Here is a 17,635-nt window from a genome sequence, read left to right on the forward strand (position 1 = left end):
GCGTCACCGGGGCGGCAGGTCGGCGGGGGCGGGGTGAACCGCGGGGCGCGCCGGCGCGGCGCCGGCGGGCTCGTGCCCCCTGGCGATGCCCGGCAGGTCGAGCTCCTCGGCGCGGTGACAGGCCACGAAGTGCCCGGGGCGCACCTCGCGCAGTTCCGGCGTCTCCGTGCGGCAGCGCTCGGTCGCGAACGGGCAGCGCGGGTGGAAGTAACAACCGCTGGGCGGGTTGGCGGGGTTGGCGACCTCGCCCTCCAAACGGATCATCTCGGCGCGCCGGCGCGGGTCGGCCTGCGGGACCGCGCCCATGAGCGCCGACGTGTACGGGTGGAGCGGCGCCACGAAGAGCGGCTCGGTGGGAGCGGTCTCCACGATCTTCCCCACGTACATGACCGCCACGCGGTGGCTGATGTGCTTGACGATGCTCAGGTCGTGCGCCACGAACAGGTAGGAGAGGCCGAGGCGCTCCTGGAGCTCGAGCAGCAGGTTGAGGATCTGCGCCTGCACCGAGACGTCCAGCGCCGACACGGCCTCGTCGGCCACCACGAGCTTCGGGTTGAGGGCCAGCGCCCGTGCTATCACGACCCGTTGCCGCTGCCCGCCGCTGAAGGCGTGCGGGTAGCGGTGCATGTACTCGGGCCTGAGACCCACGAGGCCGAGCAGCTCGGCCACCCGGTCCATGCGCTCCTGGCGGCTCCTCACCCCGTTGACGAGGAGCGGCTCCCCGATGATGTCGAAGAGGTTCTTGCGGGGGTTGAGCGACCCGAACGGGTCCTGGAAGATCATCTGCATGTCGCGCCAGAGGGGGCGCAGCTCGCGAGTCCTCAGGTGCGCGACGTCGATGACGTCGTCGTCGAGTCGGAAGAGGATCTCGCCGGCCGTGGGGTCCATGGCGCGCAGCACACAGCGCGAGGTGGTCGTCTTGCCGCAACCGCTCTCCCCCACCAGGCTGAGGATCTCGCCCGTGTCGACGTGCAGGCTGACGTCGTCCACCGCCTTGACGGCGCCCACCTTCCGCCCGAAGAAGCCGCCTTTGATCGGGAAGTGCTTCTTGAGGTGCCGCACCTCGAGCAGCCGCTCCGGCGGCAGCTCGCCGGCCACCGCGCGGCGCTCGGCAGCGTCACTCATCGGCGGCCCCCAGCGTGGCGACGCCGCGACCCCGGCGAGCGCGCCCGGCGCGGGCAGCGCCGGCCTCCTCGTCGGCGTACTCGCGGTGGTAGAGGAAACAGGCGACGGGCTGCTCCGAGTCGGCAGGGTGGAGCGCCGGCACGTGCACGTCGCAGACGCCCGGTATGGCGTCCGGGCAGCGCGGGTGGAACGGGCAGCCCGTGGGCTTGTGGAGCGGGTGGGGGATCGAACCCTCGATGGTGGGCAACTCGGTGCGAGCGGTGCTGTCCATGCTGGGCACGGAGCGGAGCAGCGCCTTCGTGTACGGGTGCTTGGGGGCGTGGAAGATGGCGTCGACCGGGCCGCGCTCCATGACCCTGCCCAAGTACATGACGACGACCCGGTCGGCGACCTGCGCGATGACGCCCAGGTCGTGGGTGATGAAGATGATGGCGGAGCCGTGCTCCTCCTGCAGGTCCCTGAGGAGCGAGAGCACCTGCGCCTGGGTGGTGACGTCGATGGCGGTGGTGGGCTCGTCGGCTACGAGCAGCTTGGGGCGGCACGAGAGCGCCATGGCGATGATGGCGCGCTGCCTGAGCCCGCCCGAGAGCTGCCAGGAGTAGGCGTCGACGCGCTCCTCGGGGCTCGGGACCCCGACCTCGCGCAGCCGCTCGATGGCCATGGCGCGCGCCTCGCGCTTCGACACCCGCTGGTGTAGCCGTATGGCCTCGATGATCTGCTCGCCGATGGTGTGGAGCGGGCTGAACGAGGCCATCGGTTCCTGGGGGATGAGGGCGATCTCGCCGCCGCGGATGTTGCGCATCCTGCGGCCGTCGGCACGCAGGGTGGTGAGGTCGATCTCGTCGACGGCGCCCGAGCGGCCCGCGGGGTCGGGGTGGTAGAGGATCTCGCCGCCCACGATGCGGCCCGGCTTGGCGACGAGCCTCAGGATGGACTTCATGGTGATGCTCTTGCCGCAGCCGCTCTCGCCGACGATGCCGAGCACCTCGCCGGACATGACGTCGAAGCTGACGCCGTCGACGGCGCGGACCGTGCCCTCGTCGAGCTCGAAGTAGGTCCTGAGCTCGCGCACTGAGAGCAGGGGTCGCTGGCCCCCCTCGCGCGGGCCGGCCGTGGCCGGCGCCGGAGCCGGGTGGGCCCGGTCGTCAGTGGCTGTAGGGGTCTGCGGCATCGCGTAAACCGTCTCCTAAGATGTTGAGCGCCAGCACGGTGATGATGACGAACAACCCCGGGAAGAGTAGCCAGGGAGCGTTGACGACGGACTGCAGGTTCTGCGCCTCCTGCAGCATCACGCCCCAGCTTATGGCCGGTGGGCGCATGCCGAGGCCGAGGAAGCTGAGGAAGGTCTCGTTCAGGATCATGAGGGGCACGGCCAGGGTGACGGCGGCGATGATGTGGCTCGCGAAGGAGGGCACCATGTGCGAGAAGATGATGCGGCTCTGGCTGGCGCCCATCAGGCGGGCGGCCGTGACGAAGTCCTCCTCGCGCAGGCTCAGGAAACGCCCGCGCACCTCGCGCGCCAGGCGGGTCCAGCCGAGCAACGCCAGGATGACGGTGATCGCGAAGTAGACCCACGTCACGGGCCACGTGCGGGGCAGGGCGGCCGACAGGGCGAGCCAGACGGGGATGGCGGGGATGGCCTGCAGGAGGTCGATGACGCGTTGGATGACGTTGTCGACGGCGCCCCCGAAGTAGCCCGACACGCCGCCAAGGATGATGCCCAAGATGGTGCTTATCGCCACGGCCACGAGGCCTATCGAGAGCGAGATGCGCGTGCCGTACATGAGGCGCGACCATTGGTCGCGGCCCAGGCGGTCGGTGCCGAGGACGTGGGCGGCCTCGGCGCGCTCGGCCGTCCCGAACCCGACGAGGTGCCGGTCGGCCGGGATGATGCCGAACAGCTTGTAGGCGTAGCCGCGCGCGAACAGCCTGACGGGGATGCGGGTCGACGTGTCGGCCGCCCACTCCATCTTGAGGGTCCGGGCGTTGCGCTGCCCCTCGACCTGGTAGACGAACGGCCACGTCAGGCGCCCCTCGTGGAACACGCGCACCGTCTGTGGCGGGATGTAGGCGCGCCGGGCGCTGGTGGCGTTCGGGTCGGCGGTGCTGAAGAACTCGGGCGTCAGCGCCATCAGGGCGACGAGCGCCACAACCCACAGGCAGACCACCCCGAGCTTGTGACGCGTGAAGCGCAACCAGGTGAGCTTCCAGGCGGGCGTGACGTAGACAGACGGCTCCTTGCCGGCGCGCTTGGCTGAGGCCACCGAGTCGGTCATGCGCTCTCCAGCTTGATGCGCGGGTCGAGGACGGCCAGGAGGATGTCGGAGACGAGCGCCCCCAGCACGGCCAGGAGGCAGAAGATCAAGATGATGGTGCCGGCGAGGTACATGTCCTGCCCGATGAGGGCGCGCAGGAGCAGCGGACCGATGGTCGGAAGGCTCATCACCACCGACACGACGAGGCCGCCCGACAGGAGCTGTGGGAAGTACCAGCCGAGCGTGCTCACCACCGGCGCGATGGCGACCCGCGTGGGGTACTTGAGCACGAGGCGCCACTCGGGGAGGCCCTTGGCGCGCGCCATCTCCGTGTACGGCTTGCTGAGCTCGTCGAGGAGGTTGGCGCGCACGACGCGCGCGATCTGCGCGGTGCCCGCCACGCCCAGGACGATCATGGGCAGCCACACGTGGGTGAGCAGGTCGCCCACCCTGGCCCACGACCACGGGGCGTCGATGAAGCCGGGCGAGAAGAGCCCCGTGACCGTGACCCCGAACTTGTCGAACGCCACCCACATGAGCACCAGCGCGAGCATGAAGTTGGGAGTGGCCAGGCCGATGTAGTTGAGGACGGTGAAGACGTAATCGAGGAGAGAGTACTGGCGCGTGGCCGAGAAGATCCCTATCGGGATGGCCACCGCCCAGGTGAACAAGAGAGAGAAGGTGGTCAGGACGAGCGTGAGGATGAGCCGCTCGCCGATGAGTTCGCTGTTGGGGCGACGCCACTCGAGGGAGACGCCGAGGTCGCCCCTCAGCAGGTTGCCCACCCAGCGGCCGTACTGCACGTACAGGGGCTGGTCGAGGCCGTAACGCGTCCTGAGGGCGTCGATCTCCGCCTGGTCGATGGAGGTGCCGCCCGCCGCGAGCTCGGCCACGTAGCTCGTGAGGAAGTCGCCCGGCGGCGCCTGGATGAGGGCGAAGGAGATGATCGAGAAGATGAGCAGCAGGAACGGCAGCAGCAGTAGGCGCTTGATTATGAACCAGTGCAAGTCTGGGTCTCCTAGCCTGTCGTCGCTCGCCGCCCTGGGGCTGGGTCTTCCCTTCGGCCCGCCCGTTGGGGCGGGCCGAAGGGCCCGTCGCGGGTCAGTTGCCCGCGGTCACTGCGCCTTGTAGAAGAACTGCTCGGGGCGCGCGTCGCCCGGGGTGCGGAGCGGCCAGTCGTTGGCCACGACGGGCGGCACGTTCATGAGCCTGTCGTTCACGACCACGACGCCCTGGACCATCGGCGTGAGGCCGACGGTGCCGAAGCCGTAGAGCTCGTCGACGGCGTGGCGGAAGAGTTCCTTCGCCAGCTCGATCTGCTGCTCGACCCCGACGGTCTTGGCCTCCTCGATGATGTCGACGATGCGGGCGATGCCGGGCGCCGGCTCCTTGCCCTGCGCGCCGTCGGTGGCGTACCAGCGCCGCGACTCGACCGCGAAGATGGTGGCGGGGTCGGAGCGGGGGTCGATCTTGGGGTTGCCCGTGAAGGGGAACGCGGTGGTGTCCTCGTTCCAGATCTCGACCTGGAGCTCGTTGGCGTCGCGCATCGTGAAGTGGGCGTTGCGCTCGCGGACCTGGACGTCGGTCGGCACACCCACGGCGGCCCAATCGGCCGCGACGAGCTGCGCCACGTCGGGCCACGGGCCGAAGGCCGGCACGACCGAGAGCTCGAGACGCAGCGGCTTGCCGCTGGGCAGCAGCCGGTTGCCGTTCGCGTCCTTCTTGAGCCCGATGCCGTCGAGGAGCTCGTTGGCGAGGGCCGGGTCGTACTCCGTGTACTTCTGCGCGTACTCGTCGCCCGGGTAGTAGGGGTGCCACGGCGCGGGCACGTTCTGGCGGATCTCGCCGAGGCCCAGGAACGCCGCCTCGCGGATCTCGTCGCGGTCTACGGCGTGGGAGAGCGCCACGCGGAAGTCGTGGTTGGCGAGGATGCTGCCGAGCTCGGGGTCGATCTCGTACTCCTGGTTGAACCAGACGGCGGCGTCGGAGCCGCCGAAGCTCGGCCAGGTGATGACGTGGTAGTTGGCGCGGTCGGCGTTCTCCATCAGGACCGGGTAGTTGGTCATCTGGATGTGGCGCGCCTGGAAGTCGAGCTCGCCGGCGACGGCCGCGAAGTTGAGGGCCTCCACGTCGGCGAAGAAGCGGAACTGCACCTCGTCGATGTAGGGGAGCTGGTTGCCGGCCGAGTCGACGCCGATGTAGTAAGGGTTGCGGCGCAGCGTGAACACCTGGTCGGAGACGGTCGAGTTGAAGGGGACCCAGGCGGCCATGGTGGGGCGCTGCGGGTTCTCGGTTGGCATGGCCCTCGTCATGAACAGGTCGACCCAGTTCGACAGGCCGGCCGCCTTGACCTTCTCGTCGAGCTCGGCGGCTGGGACGAAGTCGGGGTGGAACTGCTCGAGGTAGTGGCCGGGCAGGAAGGCCGCCAGCGTGCGGTCGCCGCCGTCGCGGAACGTCAGTTCCGTGAGGAAGAGGGTGTTCGGGAAGTCGAACGTGATGCGCACGGTGTCGTCGTCGAGGGCCTCGAGCTTGGCCGGCGTCCCGTCGCGGTTGGCGAACCAGCTCGGGACGCTCGGCGTGAGGTCCTTGTTGAGGATGACGCGCACGTACCAGAACGTCATGGCGCTGGCGTTGAAGGGCGCGCCGTCGGACCACTTGGCGCCCTTGCGCAGGTTCAGCGTCCAGCTATGGAAGTCGTCGGAGGCCTCCCACGACTCGACGAGGTGCGGCACGATCTCGGAGCCGTCGGAGCTGAAGCGCACGAGGCTGTCGTAGACGACGCGCACGTAGTTGTTCATGTCGGCCGGGCCGGTGAAGGCGCGACGCAGGACGCCGCCGTACGTGCCGATCTCGTCGACGGTCTTGACGACGAGCGGGTTCGTCGGGAGCCTGTCCGCCACGGGCGGGAGCTGCCCCTTGGCGACCAGGTCGGCCAGCATGGGCGCCTCGTGGTACTCCTGGGCGAACGCCATGCCCCCGAACGCGGCCACCAGGAGGAGTAGCGCGAGGCGCCTCCAGCCCGGGAACCTGCTGCGAGGCGTGAAGCTGTTGGTCATGTGGACTCCTTTCGGTTGCTGCCTAGCCTGCCACGCGGTGCGCGAACCCCACCCTCACGAGGGGCGCGATGCGCCCCGAGGATCGCCCTGGTTGCCGGCGTCTCGCCCACTGGAACCTCGTCGCCGGTTTGCGTTAGCGATAACGCGGATTGCTAGTGCTGGGAGGTTAGCACGCACCCCCGGGGCGGTCAAGACTGGCAGGACTCACGTCCTGGTGGGTCAAAGACTGCTCCACCGCGCGTCGGCGGGACCCATGACCACGTGGCCGAGGGTCGCCCCGGAGGGCCGCCCTCACGCGGCCGTGGTGCGGGCGCTCGACCCACCCTGCAGCAGCTCGACGAGGAGCATCAGGTTCCGGTTCAGGTGGTATGGGTCCTTCACCGGAAGGCCCACGACGCGGTCGAGGGGCGCGCCCAGCCTGTCACGGATCTGCACCCACTCTCCCACGCCCTCGTCGGGGTGCGGGAAGGTGGCGAACACGTAATCGAACGTCCGGTCGTGGACGGCGCGGAGCCGCGCGTCGCCCGTGAGGACGTGGCCCAGCAGCGCGCCGTAGAGGGTCTCCGAGTGGGGCCACCAGATCTTCGTGTCCCAGGTGGCGAGGATCAGCTCCTCGAACGCTCCCTCGGCGCGGCCGGTCGGGGGCCGCCCGTCGCCACCCACGTACCTGAAGATCCCGCCGTGCTGAGGGTCCCAACCGGCCTCGAAGGAGGCGAGCAACACGCGCGCCGCCTCCTCGACCGCCGCGTCGCGGCCGTGACGCGCGGCCTCCTCCATGACGAACCACATGGACTCGATGGCGTGGCCCGGCGTTACGTGACTGGTCAACAACCGACCGCTCGAGGCCGCGCCGGAAGCCGCCGCCGGGCAGATGACCTCCTGCACCAGCCCGTCGGGACGCACGAACTTGGTGAGCACGGCGTCCATGTGCGCGAGCGCGCTCGCGGCCAGCGCGTCCGAGCGCGGGTCGCCGCGCTGTCGCATGGCAAGTTCGAGCTCCTGCGCGACGTTCAGGAGGATCATCGGCTCCGCGTGAGCGCGACAGCCGGCCGGGAGGGGGTACGGCTCGCTCCGGGCGGTTCCCGCCGCGAGCCGCTCGCCCACACGCTCGTAGGTGGCAACGGCCTCGTCGAGGTAGTCCCACTGGCCCGTGGCGCGCGCCGTCTCGCTCAGGGCCAGCGCCACGAAGCAGTCCGCGAAGTAGCTGAGGTCGTGCCCCTTGCCCGGCATGAACTCGAGCTTCCGACCGTCCGCCGCGAGCAGGTAGGCGACCGCGCCGTCGGCGAGGAAGGCGTTGGCGCGCAGGAACTCGACCGTCTCCACGGCGCGCGCGGTCAGGTCGTCCGCGTCGCCCGTCAGCAGCCCGGCGCGCACGAGCCGTGCCGCGTGCGCCATCAACCACGCGAAGCGCCCCTGCGACCAGACGAACTTGTCGTCGCTGACGCGCGCTCCCGTGTAGTTGTCGATGCAGGTGAACACCCCGCCGTGCACGCGGTCACTGGGGGCGCCCAACCAGAAGGGCAACACGTCCCGTTCCAGGTGGCGACGGTAGAAGGCCCCGAGCTCACCCAGGTCGAGGCTGGCGGCCGGCGGCAGGTCGGTGATCGACTGGTTCATCGAGCGGCTCCTCGTGGTCGCGCGGCTGACCTCTGCGGCCATGCGGCGTCCACCGCGAGCCTAACCGGTCGGTGGGTCGGGACGTCCGTGCCGGGCCCGGCCGCCTGCACGCGCCGGGCCCTATCCCTCCTGCGGGGCTTCCGACCTGGCGACCCGGAACCCCATGTGGCCGGTGGCGCTGTCCGGCGTGTTGAAGGTGCGGGCCGCCACCCGGTAGCGGTTGCAGTAGGAGGCGTGGCAGAGGTAGGAGCCGCCCTTCACGACGCGGCCCGGCCCGTGGCGGGGTCCCTGCGGGTCCGTGAGCGCGCGCCCGTCCGGCCCGGCGCCGAACCAGTCGGCGCACCACTCCCACACGTTGCCCGCCACGTCGTACAGGCCGTAGCCGTTGGGCGGATAGGCGCCAACGGGCGACGTGCCCACCCAGCCGTCCTCTCCCGTGTTCCGCCCGGGGAACTCGCCCTGCCAGATGTTGCAGCGGTGCTCGCCGCCTGGTCGCAGCGCGTCGCCCCACGGGTAACGGCGCCCTTCGAGCCCGCCCCTGGCCGCGCGTTCCCACTCGGCCTCGGTGGGAAGCCGCACCCCCGCCCAGGCGCAGTAGGCGGAGGCGTCGTGCCAGGAGACGTGCACGACGGGGTGATCGAGACGGTCGTCCACGGCGCTGCCTGGCCCCTCCGGCCGACGCCAGGTGGCGCCATGAACCTGGCGCCACCAGGGGGCCGCCGGGACGGCCCTGAAGCCCCCGGGGTCGGCGAGGAAGGCCTGGAAGACGAACGACCAGCCGTAACGCTCCGCCTCCGTCACGTAACCGGTGGCGTCCGCGAACTCCGCGAAGTCGGCGTTCGTCACCGGGAAGCTGTCGATGGCGAACGCCTTCAGGCGCACCTCCCGCACGGGCCCCTCGCCGTCGGCCGGGAACCCCTCACCCTCCGCGCCCATCCGGAACGAGCCGGCCGGAACATGAACGAGGCGGTGCTCGTGGCGGCCCAGCCTCCTCACCCCAGCCAACGACGCGGGCGCGACGGCCGGCGCCGGGGCGCGTGCGGGCGCCGGGCTGCAGCAACCGAGGTTTGCCCTAGCCACCTTTCGCCTCCTCGTGCCTAGCCTAGGGCGACGCGCGGACCCGCTCGCGTGAACACTCAGAGCTCCTCGAGCGCCAAGCGCACGCCCAGCGCGCAGAAGACGGCGCCGACGGCCTTGCCCTGCCACCTAGACACCGCCGGGTTGCGCCGCAGGAAGCTGCCCAGCCTCCCGGCGGAGACGGCGAAGACCACGCAGCTGAAGAGGCCGAGCAGCACGAAGGTGATCCCCAAGACGGTGAGTTGCAGCGCGACCGACCCGCCGGCCTGGTTCACGAACTGCGGCAGGAAGGCCAGGAAGAACAGGGCGGTCTTCGGGTTGAGGAGCTCGGTCAACACGGCCTGCTTGTAGGCCGTCCCGGCGGAGACCGGCAGGGTCCGTCCCGCGGCCTGCCGGGCGGGAGCCTTCGCCACCATCGCCTGAACGCCGAGGAACACGAGGTAGCCCGCGCCCAGGTACTTGACGATGCCGAAGAGCGCGGCGGACGCCGCGACGATGGCCGAGACCCCGCCTATCGCCAGGAAGGTGTGGATCACGTCGCCCGTCGCGATCCCGACGCCGGTCGCGATGCCGACCCTCGCGCCCGAGGTCGTCGCCCGAGCGGCGACCAACAGCGTAGCGGGCCCGGGGATGAACACGAACCCCAGGACGATGGCCATGTAGGTGACGAGCGTCGTGCCGTCGATCATATGCCGGTCTCCCCGTCCATCCGAGTCTTGACATACCCGGGCCTCCACCCTATCCTCGTCCCCAGTCGAGCAGCTTGCGTTAGCGGTAACCTAACGTGTCGAACAGGGGGTCGCAGCGACGACTCACACCCACTCGCCCGAACCGCTTCAACGGGTACGGAGCGTCCCGGACGCTACCCGCGCGTTCCCCGGCGGTCCACGGCGAGCGAAAGGACGTCCGCATGCCAGGCGCACCCACACCGGTACGTGAACTCGAGGTCGATTCCCTACCGATCGGCGTGTACGACAGCACGGAGGCCATGGGATCGGCCGCCGCCCTCGCCGCCCGGCAGGTGCTCGCCGCCGCCATCGCGCAGCGCGGGGAGGCGAACGTCATCCTCGCCACCGGCAACTCGCAGCTGGCGTTCCTCCACGCGCTGCGCGAGCTGGACGGCATCGACTGGCGACGCGTGCGCGCCTTCCACATGGACGAGTACCTGGGGCTGCCCGACGGGCACCCCGCCAGCTTCCCGCGCTTCCTGCACGAGCACTTCGTCGATCACGTGCCGCTCGGCGAGTTCCACCCGGTGCCAGGCGACCAGGACGAGGCCGAGGAGAACTGCCGCGCGTACGAGGCGCTCCTGCGGGCCCACCCGGCCGACCTCGTGGCGCTGGGCTGGGGCGAGAACGGCCACCTCGCCTTCAACGACCCGCCCTACGCCCTCTTCCACGACCCGCGCTGGGTGAAGGTCATCGAGTTGGCCGAGGCCAGCCGCAAGCAGCAGGTGGGCGAGGGGCACTTCCCCGACCTCGCCAGCGTCCCGACGCACGCCATCACCCTGACGATCCCGGCGCTCCTCGCGGCCAAGCGGGTCCTCTGCATCGTGCCGGAGGCTCGCAAGGTGGCGGCCGTGCGCGCCTGCCTCTACGAACCGGTGGACGAGTCCAGGCCCGGCTCCATCCTCCGCACCGTGCACCACGCCCGCCTCTACCTGGATCCGGCCTCCGCGGCAGGTCTGCGGTGAAGGCGGACCTCTTCGACCTCACCGGGCGCGTGGCGCTCGTCACGGGCGCCACCGGCGTGCTGGGCGGCGAGATGGCGCGCGGGCTGGCGGCGCGCGGGGCGAAAGTGGCCGTCCTCGGGAGGAACGCCGAACGGGCGCGGGAGCTCGCCGAGCGCCTGGTTGCCGAGGGCCACGACGCCATCGCCACGCCCGCGGACGTCCTGCAGCGCGCGCAGCTCGAGGGGGCGCGAGACGCCATCCTCGCGCGGTTCGGTCGCCTCGACGTGCTCGTGAACGCGGCGGGCGGCAACATGCCGGGCGCCACGCTCCAGCCCGGCGCGAGCTTCTTCGAGCTGGCCGAGGCGCCCATGCGCGAGGTGGTCGACCTCAACTACATGGGCACGGTCCTACCTATCCAGGTGTTCGGCCCCGAGCTCGCGAAGGGCGGGCACGGTAGCATCGTCAACGTCTCCTCCATGGCGGCGCTGCGCGCCATAACGCGCGTGGTGGGCTACTCGTCGGCCAAGGCCGCGATAGACAACCTCACCCGCTGGTTGGCCATGGAGTTCGGGCGGCAGCACGGCGGAGCGTTGCGGGTGAACGCGCTGGCGCCCGGCTTCTTCATCGGCAACCAGAACCGCCGCCTCCTGCTCGAGGAGGACGGCTCTCTCACGCCGCGCGGTAGCACCATCATCGACCACACGCCCCTCGGGCGGTTCGGCGAACCCGAGGAGCTGGTGGGCACCCTGGTGTGGCTCTGCTCCGACGCCAGCCGCTTCGTGACGGGGGTCGTCGTTCCCGTCGACGGCGGCTTCGCGGTGACGAGCGGGGTGTGAGCCGCGCGTGACGGTCCGGCGGCCGACGGGGCGGTGAGCTGGGGCCGTGAAGCGCTCGCGCCGTGTCACCAACGCCGACGTGGCGCGCCGCGCCGGCGTGTCGACCATGACCGTGTCGCGGGTGGTGAACGACAACGGCCGCGTCAGCGAGGCCACGCGCCAGCGCGTCCGCCGCGCCATCGCCGAGTTGGGGTACCAGCCGAACCAGCTCGCGCGCTCCCTCACGCAGGGCCGGACCCGCACGATCGGGATCGTGGTGCCCGACATCACCAACCCGTTCTTCCCCGAGATCGTGCGGGGCGCAGAGGACGCCGCGTGGCAGGCGGGCTACACGGTGGCGCTCGCCAACGCCGTCGAGGACCCCGCGCGCGAACGCGCCGCCGTGCGCAACCTGGCGGGGCACCGGGTGGACGGCATCATCGTCTGCTCGCCGCGGCTCGCAGATCACGAGCTGGCCGAGCTGCTGGCGGCGCACTCGGCGGCCGTCCTGATAAACCGCCACGTCGCGGGCGCGCGCGCCGTGAGCCTGATGGTGGACGACCAGCACGGCGCCGACCTGGCGGTCAGGCACCTCGTGGCGGGGGGGCGGCGCCGGCTCCTCCACCTCGGCGGGCCGGAACGCTCCGCCAGCGCGCGCTACCGGCGGGCCGGCTTCGTCGCGGCCGTCAAGGCGGCCCGGCTGCCGCAGGACGGGAACCGTCTCCTCTCCTGCGAACCGACCGAGGAGGCGGGCTACGAGCTCTTGGCCCACTTGGTCGCCGCCGGGGCGCGAAGCCCCGGCGGCTTCGACGGCATCGTCGCGTACAACGACCTGAGCGCGCTGGGCGCGGTCCGGGCCCTCCAGGACGCCGGGCTGCGCGTGCCGGAGGACGTGGCGGTGGTGGGGTGCGACGACATCCGCCTCGCCAGCCTCGCCTCCCCCAGCCTCACGACCCTGCGCATCGAGAAGTACCGGATGGGACGCCTGGCGTGCGAGACGATATTCGAGCTGCAGCGCGGCGCCCACCCCGAGGACGTGACCTTCAGGCCGGAGCTGATCGTCAGGGAAAGCGCCCCGTGACGTGCCGCGGCCGACGGCGTGGCCACGCGGCTCGAACACGTGAGGGCGCCGCCCTCACCCGAGGAGTTGAGGATGACTGATCCGAGAGGCACCAACCGACCCGCGGTGGACGTGGCGGTCCGCGAGGGCACCGCCGCCATACTCGAGAGCGCGCGCGACCACGAGGGGCTCTTCGCCTGGGCGGAGGCGGACGGCGACGCCGAACGCGTGGTGGTCGCCGCCCCGGCCGCCGACCGGCGCCTGGTGGGGCTCGCCGGGGAGCGCCACGCCGCGGACGACCTGATCGTCATCCGGGCCGAACGCGACGCGACCACGCTCGCGGCGCTCAGGCGGCTGCTACCAAACCTGACGCCGCGCCCCCTCGGGCTCGCCACCAGCGCCGGCTTCGGCGACAGGCTCGGCCTCGCCACGCCGGGCCACGTCGACGCCCTGCGGGCGGCCGGGGCGACCTCGGTGGCGCCGATATTCGCCCAACAGTCGATGCGCGAGAACGCGCGCACCGGCAGGACCCCCCAGGAGGTCGTGGACGACGCGACCTGGGGAGCCTTCCTCGCCGGCTGGTCAGCCCCGGTCGGCGCCGACGCCGACCACCTGAAGTCGGAGGCCGACGTCGACCTCTGCCTGGCCGCCGGCTACAGCTTCTTCACCATCGACCCAGGCGCCCACGTCGACGCGGCCGCGGACGGCATGACGGGCTCGGCGCTCGAGAGCGCCTTCGCGGCGCTGCCATGGGCGGACCTCGACACCACCCCCGCCGACCTGCGGGCGCGCCTTGGCGGCGCCACGCTCGACACCGGCGACCGCGCAGTCTCGTTCGGACCGGGCGAGCTGGAGCGGGCCGCCGTCAAGTACGGTCGCGCCGTGGCGCACGTGGCCCGCCTCGCCGGCCACCTTAGGCGGAGCGCCACCTACCCGACCGAGCTCGAGGTGTCGGTCGACGAGACGCCGACGCCCACCTCCCTCGGGGAACACCTCTACTTCGCGACCGAGCTCAGGCGCCTGGGCGTCGAGTGGGTGTCGCTCGCCCCCCGCTTCGTTGGCGACTTCGAGAAGGGCGTCGAGTACCGCGGCGACCTCGCGGCCCTCGCCGACCACCTGCGGGGGCACGCGTCCATCGCGGCGCAGCTTGGACCCTACAAGCTGAGCCTCCACTCCGGCTCCGACAAGTTCTCGGTCTACGCCCCGGCGACACAGGCCACGGGCGGCCTGGTGCACCTGAAGACCGCCGGCACCAGCTACCTGGAGGCGCTACGGGTCATAGGCGCCCATGAACCCGAGCTGCTGCACCGCATCGCGCGCCTCGCCGCCGAACGCTTCGCGGAGGACGTGCAGAGCTATCACATCTCGGGTAGCCCGGCCGGCATGCCCGCCCTCGCGTCGTTGCCGGGCGCCGCCGTCGGCGCCCTCCTCGAGCAGACCGACGCCCGCCAGGTTCTGCACGTCACCTTCGGGTCGGCGCTGAGGACCTACGGAGCCGAGATCGGCGCCGCCCTCCGCCACCACCCGGCCGCGTACCGCGCGGCGCTGCGGCGCCACTTCGAACGGCACCTCGCCCCTCTCGTGACCTCCAGTGAGGTGACGGCATGACCGCCCCAGCCACGCCGTGGACGCTCGACCCCGACCGCTGCTTCGCGCCCGAACCCACCCAGCGGAGCCTGGCCCGGGAGCTGTACGAAGGGGTGGCCGGCCTGCCGCTGCTCTCGCCGCACGGGCACGTCTCCCCCGGCCTGTTGCTCGAGGACGCCCCCTTCGGCGACCCGGCGCAGACGTTCGTCGTCCCGGACCACTACCTGCTGCGCATGCTCCATAGCCAGGGCGTGCCCCTGGCCCGGCTCGGCGTGGCGCCCCTCGACGGCGCGCCGGTGGAGACGGACCCGCGGGCGATCTGGCGCGAGTTCGCGTCCCACTACCACCTGTTCGCCGGCACGCCGTCCGGGCTGTGGCTGAAGCAGGAGTTCACGGAACTCTTCGGTCTCGCCGAGCGACCCTCCGCCGCGACCGCCGACCGCACCTTCGACCACCTGAACGACAAGCTCGCCCAGCCCGCCTTCCGGCCCCGCGCCCTCTTCCGCCGGTTCGGGCTGGAGGTGCTGGCCACCACCGACGCCGCCACGGACGGCCTGAGCGAGCACGCCGCGCTGCAGGCCGCCGGCCTGCCAGTGGTGCCAACGTTCCGGCCGGACGCTGTCCTCGACCCGAGCCGCGACGACTTCCCGGCGGCACTCGACGCCCTCGAGGAGCGCAGCGGCGTGGCCGTCGACGGTTACGCCGGCTACGTCGAGGCCCTCGAGCAGCGCCGCGCCGCCTTCAAGGCCGCCGGGGCCACGGCGACGGATCACGCGGCCATCAGCGCGCACGTGGCCGAACTGCCGGGCGTCGAGGCGGTGTACGGGCGCGTGCGGGCGGGCACGGCGAGCGCCGACGAGCGCCGCGCCTTCGCCGCCCACATGCTGCTGCAGTCCGCGCGCATGAGCGCCGCCGACGGCCTCGTCATGCAGCTCCACGTCGGCTCCCTGCGCGACCACCACGCGCCGACGTTCGCCCGCTTCGGTCGCGACAAGGGCGCCGACATCCCCGTGGCCGCCACCTTCACGCGCGAGCTGAGGCCGCTACTCGACGAGCTAGGCGACCACCCCACGTTCCGCCTCGTCCTCTACACCGTCGACGAGACCCCCTACGCCCGCGAGCTGGCGCCGCTGGCCGGCTTCTACCCGAGCGTGCGCCTCGGGGCACCGTGGTGGTTCTTCGACTCGGTGCTGGGCATGGAACGCTACCTCGACGCCGTGACCGAGACGGCGGGGATCTACAACCTGGCGGGGTTCGTCGACGACACGCGCGCGTTCCCGTCGATACCGGCCCGCCACGACGTGTGGCGGCGCGTCACCTGCAACTGGCTGGCCGGGCGCGCCGTGCGCGGCCTCATCGACCGGGACGAGGCGCCCGCCCTGGCGCGCGCGCTGGCCTACGACCTCACGAAGGAGACCTACCGCCTGGGCGCGCCCTGACCGGGAGCGCGGTTCCGGCCGGCGGCCGACCAGCCCCCTAGACCCGCCCCGCGGGACTAACCGCGGACGCTCGCGCCTACCGACCGGCGCCCGCCGCCGCGAACGCGGCCGGCGCGGCCAACCCCCTGAAGTTCCAGTGCCCGTCCCGCCTGGGCGGCCAGATGACGGCGGTGGCGCGGCCCGCGATGGCGATGGCGTCCACCGGACCAAAGTAACGCGAGTCCTCGGACCCGCCGGCGGAGCGGTTGTCGCCCATGACGAAGTACTTGCCGTCGGGCACGACGAGGTCGAGCACCACGGGCGTCCCCTCCGGCGTGCCGGGGGGAACCTCTACGCCGCCCACCACGTTCCCGTAGAAGAGCTGGACCCGCGGGTCGTCGACGCTGACGCTGGCGGGGACGAAACCGCCCATCGGCAGCATCGGCACGCTGTTGCCCTTGGGTGTCGTCTCGAAGCCCATGACCAACGCCGCGACCTCCCCGCCCCGCACCACCACCAACGGGAAGTCGACGGGCGCGACGCGCACGGTGCCCGCGTCGGTGATGAAACCCTGGTCGATGGCGACGCCGTTCACGAAGACCTGGCCCCGCTCGATCCGCAGCCGGTCGCCCGGCACAGCCACCACGCGCTTGATGAAGAAGTTGCGCTTGCCCGTCTCCAGCGCGGTGGGGGCGTTGGCCGGCTCGCGCAGCACGACGACGGCGCCCCGCTGGTAGGGACCGAGCACGCCGGCCCGCCGCAACCAGGTGTCGTACTTGGGGATGAAGACGCGGTCACCCGTCAGGAGCGCCTGCAGCAGGTTGCCGCGCCCGTTGCCGCCGTCCAGGTTGGGCTCCATCGACGTGCCGACGACGCCGACGGTCGTGAAGAGGAAGGTGACGACGAGGAAGGCGATGACGAGCGCCTCGCCGTAGCCCCGCACCTCGCGCCAGACCCGCTGCCGGAGGGTGAGTGTCTGCGGGCGCGCCGCGCCCGCCGATCCGCCGGGGCGGAGGCGCGCCCGAGCGGTCTCGCGCGGGGAATCCGGCCGTTTCTGGTCTGATCTCGTCATGACGGCATAGCCTACCGCGAACGCGGGCGGCCCCGTACAATCGGTGCGAGGCGGGCGCCGCGGTGACATCGGCGAACCCCGGACCGCTCGCTCGCGAAAGGATCCACATGCTTCGTCGGCTCGCACCGCTCATCGCCCTCTCCACGCTGGCGCTAAGCCTCACCGCCACCGCCCAGCGACCCTTCATCGTCCCCAACTACTACGTGTCACAGCTCCCGGTCCTGACCCCGGGGGTCGCCGCCGCCGGCGAGCTGACCGAGGCCGACGGACAGAGCTACAAGGACGGCGCCCACCTCGATCTCTACCAGTTCGAGGGCGTTGTCGGCGCGTACGTCGAGCTGGAGCTGCGCAGCTACGACTTCGACACCTTCCTCAGCGTCTTCGACCCCGCCGGCAACCTGGTCGAGGCGAACGACGACGCGGACTACGACGGTGGCGACGCCAACCGCTCGTACGTCTCGCTCTACGTTGATCAGGAGGGCCGGTACACGGTCGTCGCCAGCGCGTACGCTCAGTACGGGCTCGGCGCCTACGAGCTGCGCCTCGACGTCCAGCCCAGCTTCTCGCTCGACGACGCGACCGTCGTGACCGTGCCGGGCGCGATCGACGGCGCCCTCGCCGCGACCGACCCCGTCGTCCCGGAAGGCTGGACCGGGCCGAGCAGGGCCTACCGCTTCACCCTCGAGTCGGAGGTGGCCCTCAAGATCGACGCCGCTTCCTCGGACTTCGACACCTACCTCTACCTGTTCGACGCGGCCGGGAGGCTCCTCGCCTCCAACGACGATCACGACTACAGCGAGGCGAGCGGCTACGCCACCGACTCGCAGATCTTCGCCGCCCTCGCACCCGGCGAGTACGTCGTGTACGTGAGCAGCTGGTCC

At 71.5% G+C, this 17,635-nt stretch carries 15 protein-coding genes; 6 read left to right on the plus strand and 9 right to left on the minus strand.

Annotation, left to right across the window (positions count from 1 at the left end; translation table 11 throughout):
* Window positions 1–3 precede the first annotated feature (3 nt).
* The 8 genes from H3C53_04785 to H3C53_04820 all read right to left on the minus strand — a co-directional run bounded on the left by H3C53_04785 (window position 4) and on the right by H3C53_04820 (window position 9,819).
* Window positions 4–1,125 (minus strand): ATP-binding cassette domain-containing protein, encoded by a 1,122-nt coding sequence (locus H3C53_04785; protein ID MBW7915988.1) that lies wholly within the window; start codon window positions 1,123–1,125, stop codon window positions 4–6.
* A complete protein-coding gene (locus H3C53_04790) occupies window positions 1,118–2,296 on the minus strand; it encodes an ABC transporter ATP-binding protein (protein ID MBW7915989.1) in 1,179 nt (392 codons plus the stop codon). The genes H3C53_04785 and H3C53_04790 overlap by 8 nt, the downstream gene beginning before the upstream one ends.
* Entirely contained in the window at window positions 2,271–3,401 is a 1,131-nt protein-coding gene (locus H3C53_04795; protein MBW7915990.1) for an ABC transporter permease, read from the minus strand. The genes H3C53_04790 and H3C53_04795 overlap by 26 nt, the downstream gene beginning before the upstream one ends.
* Complete coding sequence (locus H3C53_04800; protein MBW7915991.1) at window positions 3,398–4,387, minus strand: ABC transporter permease; 990 nt, start codon at window positions 4,385–4,387, stop codon at window positions 3,398–3,400. The genes H3C53_04795 and H3C53_04800 overlap by 4 nt, the downstream gene beginning before the upstream one ends.
* A gap of 108 nt (window positions 4,388–4,495) precedes the next feature.
* Window positions 4,496–6,436, minus strand: a complete 1,941-nt coding sequence (locus tag H3C53_04805; GenBank protein MBW7915992.1) for an ABC transporter substrate-binding protein — start codon at window positions 6,434–6,436, stop codon at window positions 4,496–4,498.
* 291 nt (window positions 6,437–6,727) lie between these two features.
* The gene (locus H3C53_04810; GenBank protein MBW7915993.1) at window positions 6,728–8,053 is read right to left on the minus strand and encodes an AGE family epimerase/isomerase; all 1,326 of its coding nucleotides are present in this window, start codon (window positions 8,051–8,053) and stop codon (window positions 6,728–6,730) included.
* Between the two features lie 120 nt (window positions 8,054–8,173).
* Complete coding sequence (locus H3C53_04815) at window positions 8,174–9,133, minus strand: formylglycine-generating enzyme family protein (GenBank protein MBW7915994.1); 960 nt, start codon at window positions 9,131–9,133, stop codon at window positions 8,174–8,176.
* Between the two features lie 56 nt (window positions 9,134–9,189).
* Entirely contained in the window at window positions 9,190–9,819 is a 630-nt protein-coding gene (locus H3C53_04820) for a LysE family translocator (protein ID MBW7915995.1), read from the minus strand.
* A 221-nt stretch (window positions 9,820–10,040) separates the two neighbouring features.
* On the opposite strand from H3C53_04820, the gene H3C53_04825 reads away from it, so the two are divergent.
* The 5 genes from H3C53_04825 to uxaC all read left to right on the plus strand — a co-directional run bounded on the left by H3C53_04825 (window position 10,041) and on the right by uxaC (window position 15,703).
* Window positions 10,041–10,823, plus strand: coding sequence for a glucosamine-6-phosphate deaminase (locus H3C53_04825; protein ID MBW7915996.1), 783 nt, complete (start codon window positions 10,041–10,043; stop codon window positions 10,821–10,823).
* On the plus strand, window positions 10,820–11,638 hold the full coding sequence (locus H3C53_04830; protein MBW7915997.1) for an SDR family oxidoreductase: 819 nt from the start codon (window positions 10,820–10,822) through the stop codon (window positions 11,636–11,638). Before H3C53_04825 ends, H3C53_04830 begins: the two co-directional genes overlap by 4 nt.
* Before the next feature lie 46 nt (window positions 11,639–11,684).
* The gene (locus tag H3C53_04835; GenBank protein ID MBW7915998.1) at window positions 11,685–12,698 is read left to right on the plus strand and encodes a LacI family DNA-binding transcriptional regulator; all 1,014 of its coding nucleotides are present in this window, start codon (window positions 11,685–11,687) and stop codon (window positions 12,696–12,698) included.
* 72 nt (window positions 12,699–12,770) lie between these two features.
* Window positions 12,771–14,285, plus strand: coding sequence for a hypothetical protein (locus tag H3C53_04840; protein ID MBW7915999.1), 1,515 nt, complete (start codon window positions 12,771–12,773; stop codon window positions 14,283–14,285).
* The gene (gene uxaC / locus H3C53_04845) at window positions 14,282–15,703 is read left to right on the plus strand and encodes a glucuronate isomerase (protein MBW7916000.1); all 1,422 of its coding nucleotides are present in this window, start codon (window positions 14,282–14,284) and stop codon (window positions 15,701–15,703) included. The genes H3C53_04840 and uxaC overlap by 4 nt, the downstream gene beginning before the upstream one ends.
* Before the next feature lie 76 nt (window positions 15,704–15,779).
* Here uxaC and lepB read toward each other — a convergent pair whose 3' ends face one another.
* Window positions 15,780–16,754, minus strand: a complete 975-nt coding sequence (lepB, locus tag H3C53_04850; protein ID MBW7916001.1) for a signal peptidase I — start codon at window positions 16,752–16,754, stop codon at window positions 15,780–15,782.
* Between the two features lie 107 nt (window positions 16,755–16,861).
* Between lepB and H3C53_04855 the strand changes: the two genes are divergently transcribed.
* On the plus strand, window positions 16,862–17,635 hold a 774-nt coding region (locus tag H3C53_04855; protein ID MBW7916002.1), incomplete at its 3' end, for a PPC domain-containing protein.

The sequence above is a fragment of the Trueperaceae bacterium genome (assembly GCA_019454765.1).
In the GTDB taxonomy this organism is placed as follows: Bacteria; Deinococcota; Deinococci; order Deinococcales; family Trueperaceae; genus JAAYYF01.

Bases quoted from the DNA above. Each gene is read 5' to 3' on its own strand.
- H3C53_04785 (MBW7915988.1), bottom strand. From the start codon at position 1,125: ATGAGTGACGCTGCCGAGCGCCGCGCGGTGGCCGGCGAGCTGCCGCCG.
- H3C53_04790 (MBW7915989.1), bottom strand. From the start codon at position 2,296: ATGCCGCAGACCCCTACAGCCACTGACGACCGGGCCCACCCGGCTCCG.
- H3C53_04795 (MBW7915990.1), bottom strand. From the start codon at position 3,401: ATGACCGACTCGGTGGCCTCAGCCAAGCGCGCCGGCAAGGAGCCGTCT.
- H3C53_04805 (MBW7915992.1), bottom strand. From the start codon at position 6,436: ATGACCAACAGCTTCACGCCTCGCAGCAGGTTCCCGGGCTGGAGGCGC.
- H3C53_04810 (MBW7915993.1), bottom strand. From the start codon at position 8,053: ATGAACCAGTCGATCACCGACCTGCCGCCGGCCGCCAGCCTCGACCTG.
- H3C53_04820 (MBW7915995.1), bottom strand. From the start codon at position 9,819: ATGATCGACGGCACGACGCTCGTCACCTACATGGCCATCGTCCTGGGG.
- H3C53_04825 (MBW7915996.1), top strand. From the start codon at position 10,041: ATGCCAGGCGCACCCACACCGGTACGTGAACTCGAGGTCGATTCCCTA.
- H3C53_04840 (MBW7915999.1), top strand. From the start codon at position 12,771: ATGACTGATCCGAGAGGCACCAACCGACCCGCGGTGGACGTGGCGGTC.
- uxaC (MBW7916000.1), top strand. From the start codon at position 14,282: ATGACCGCCCCAGCCACGCCGTGGACGCTCGACCCCGACCGCTGCTTC.
- lepB (MBW7916001.1), bottom strand. From the start codon at position 16,754: ATGACGAGATCAGACCAGAAACGGCCGGATTCCCCGCGCGAGACCGCT.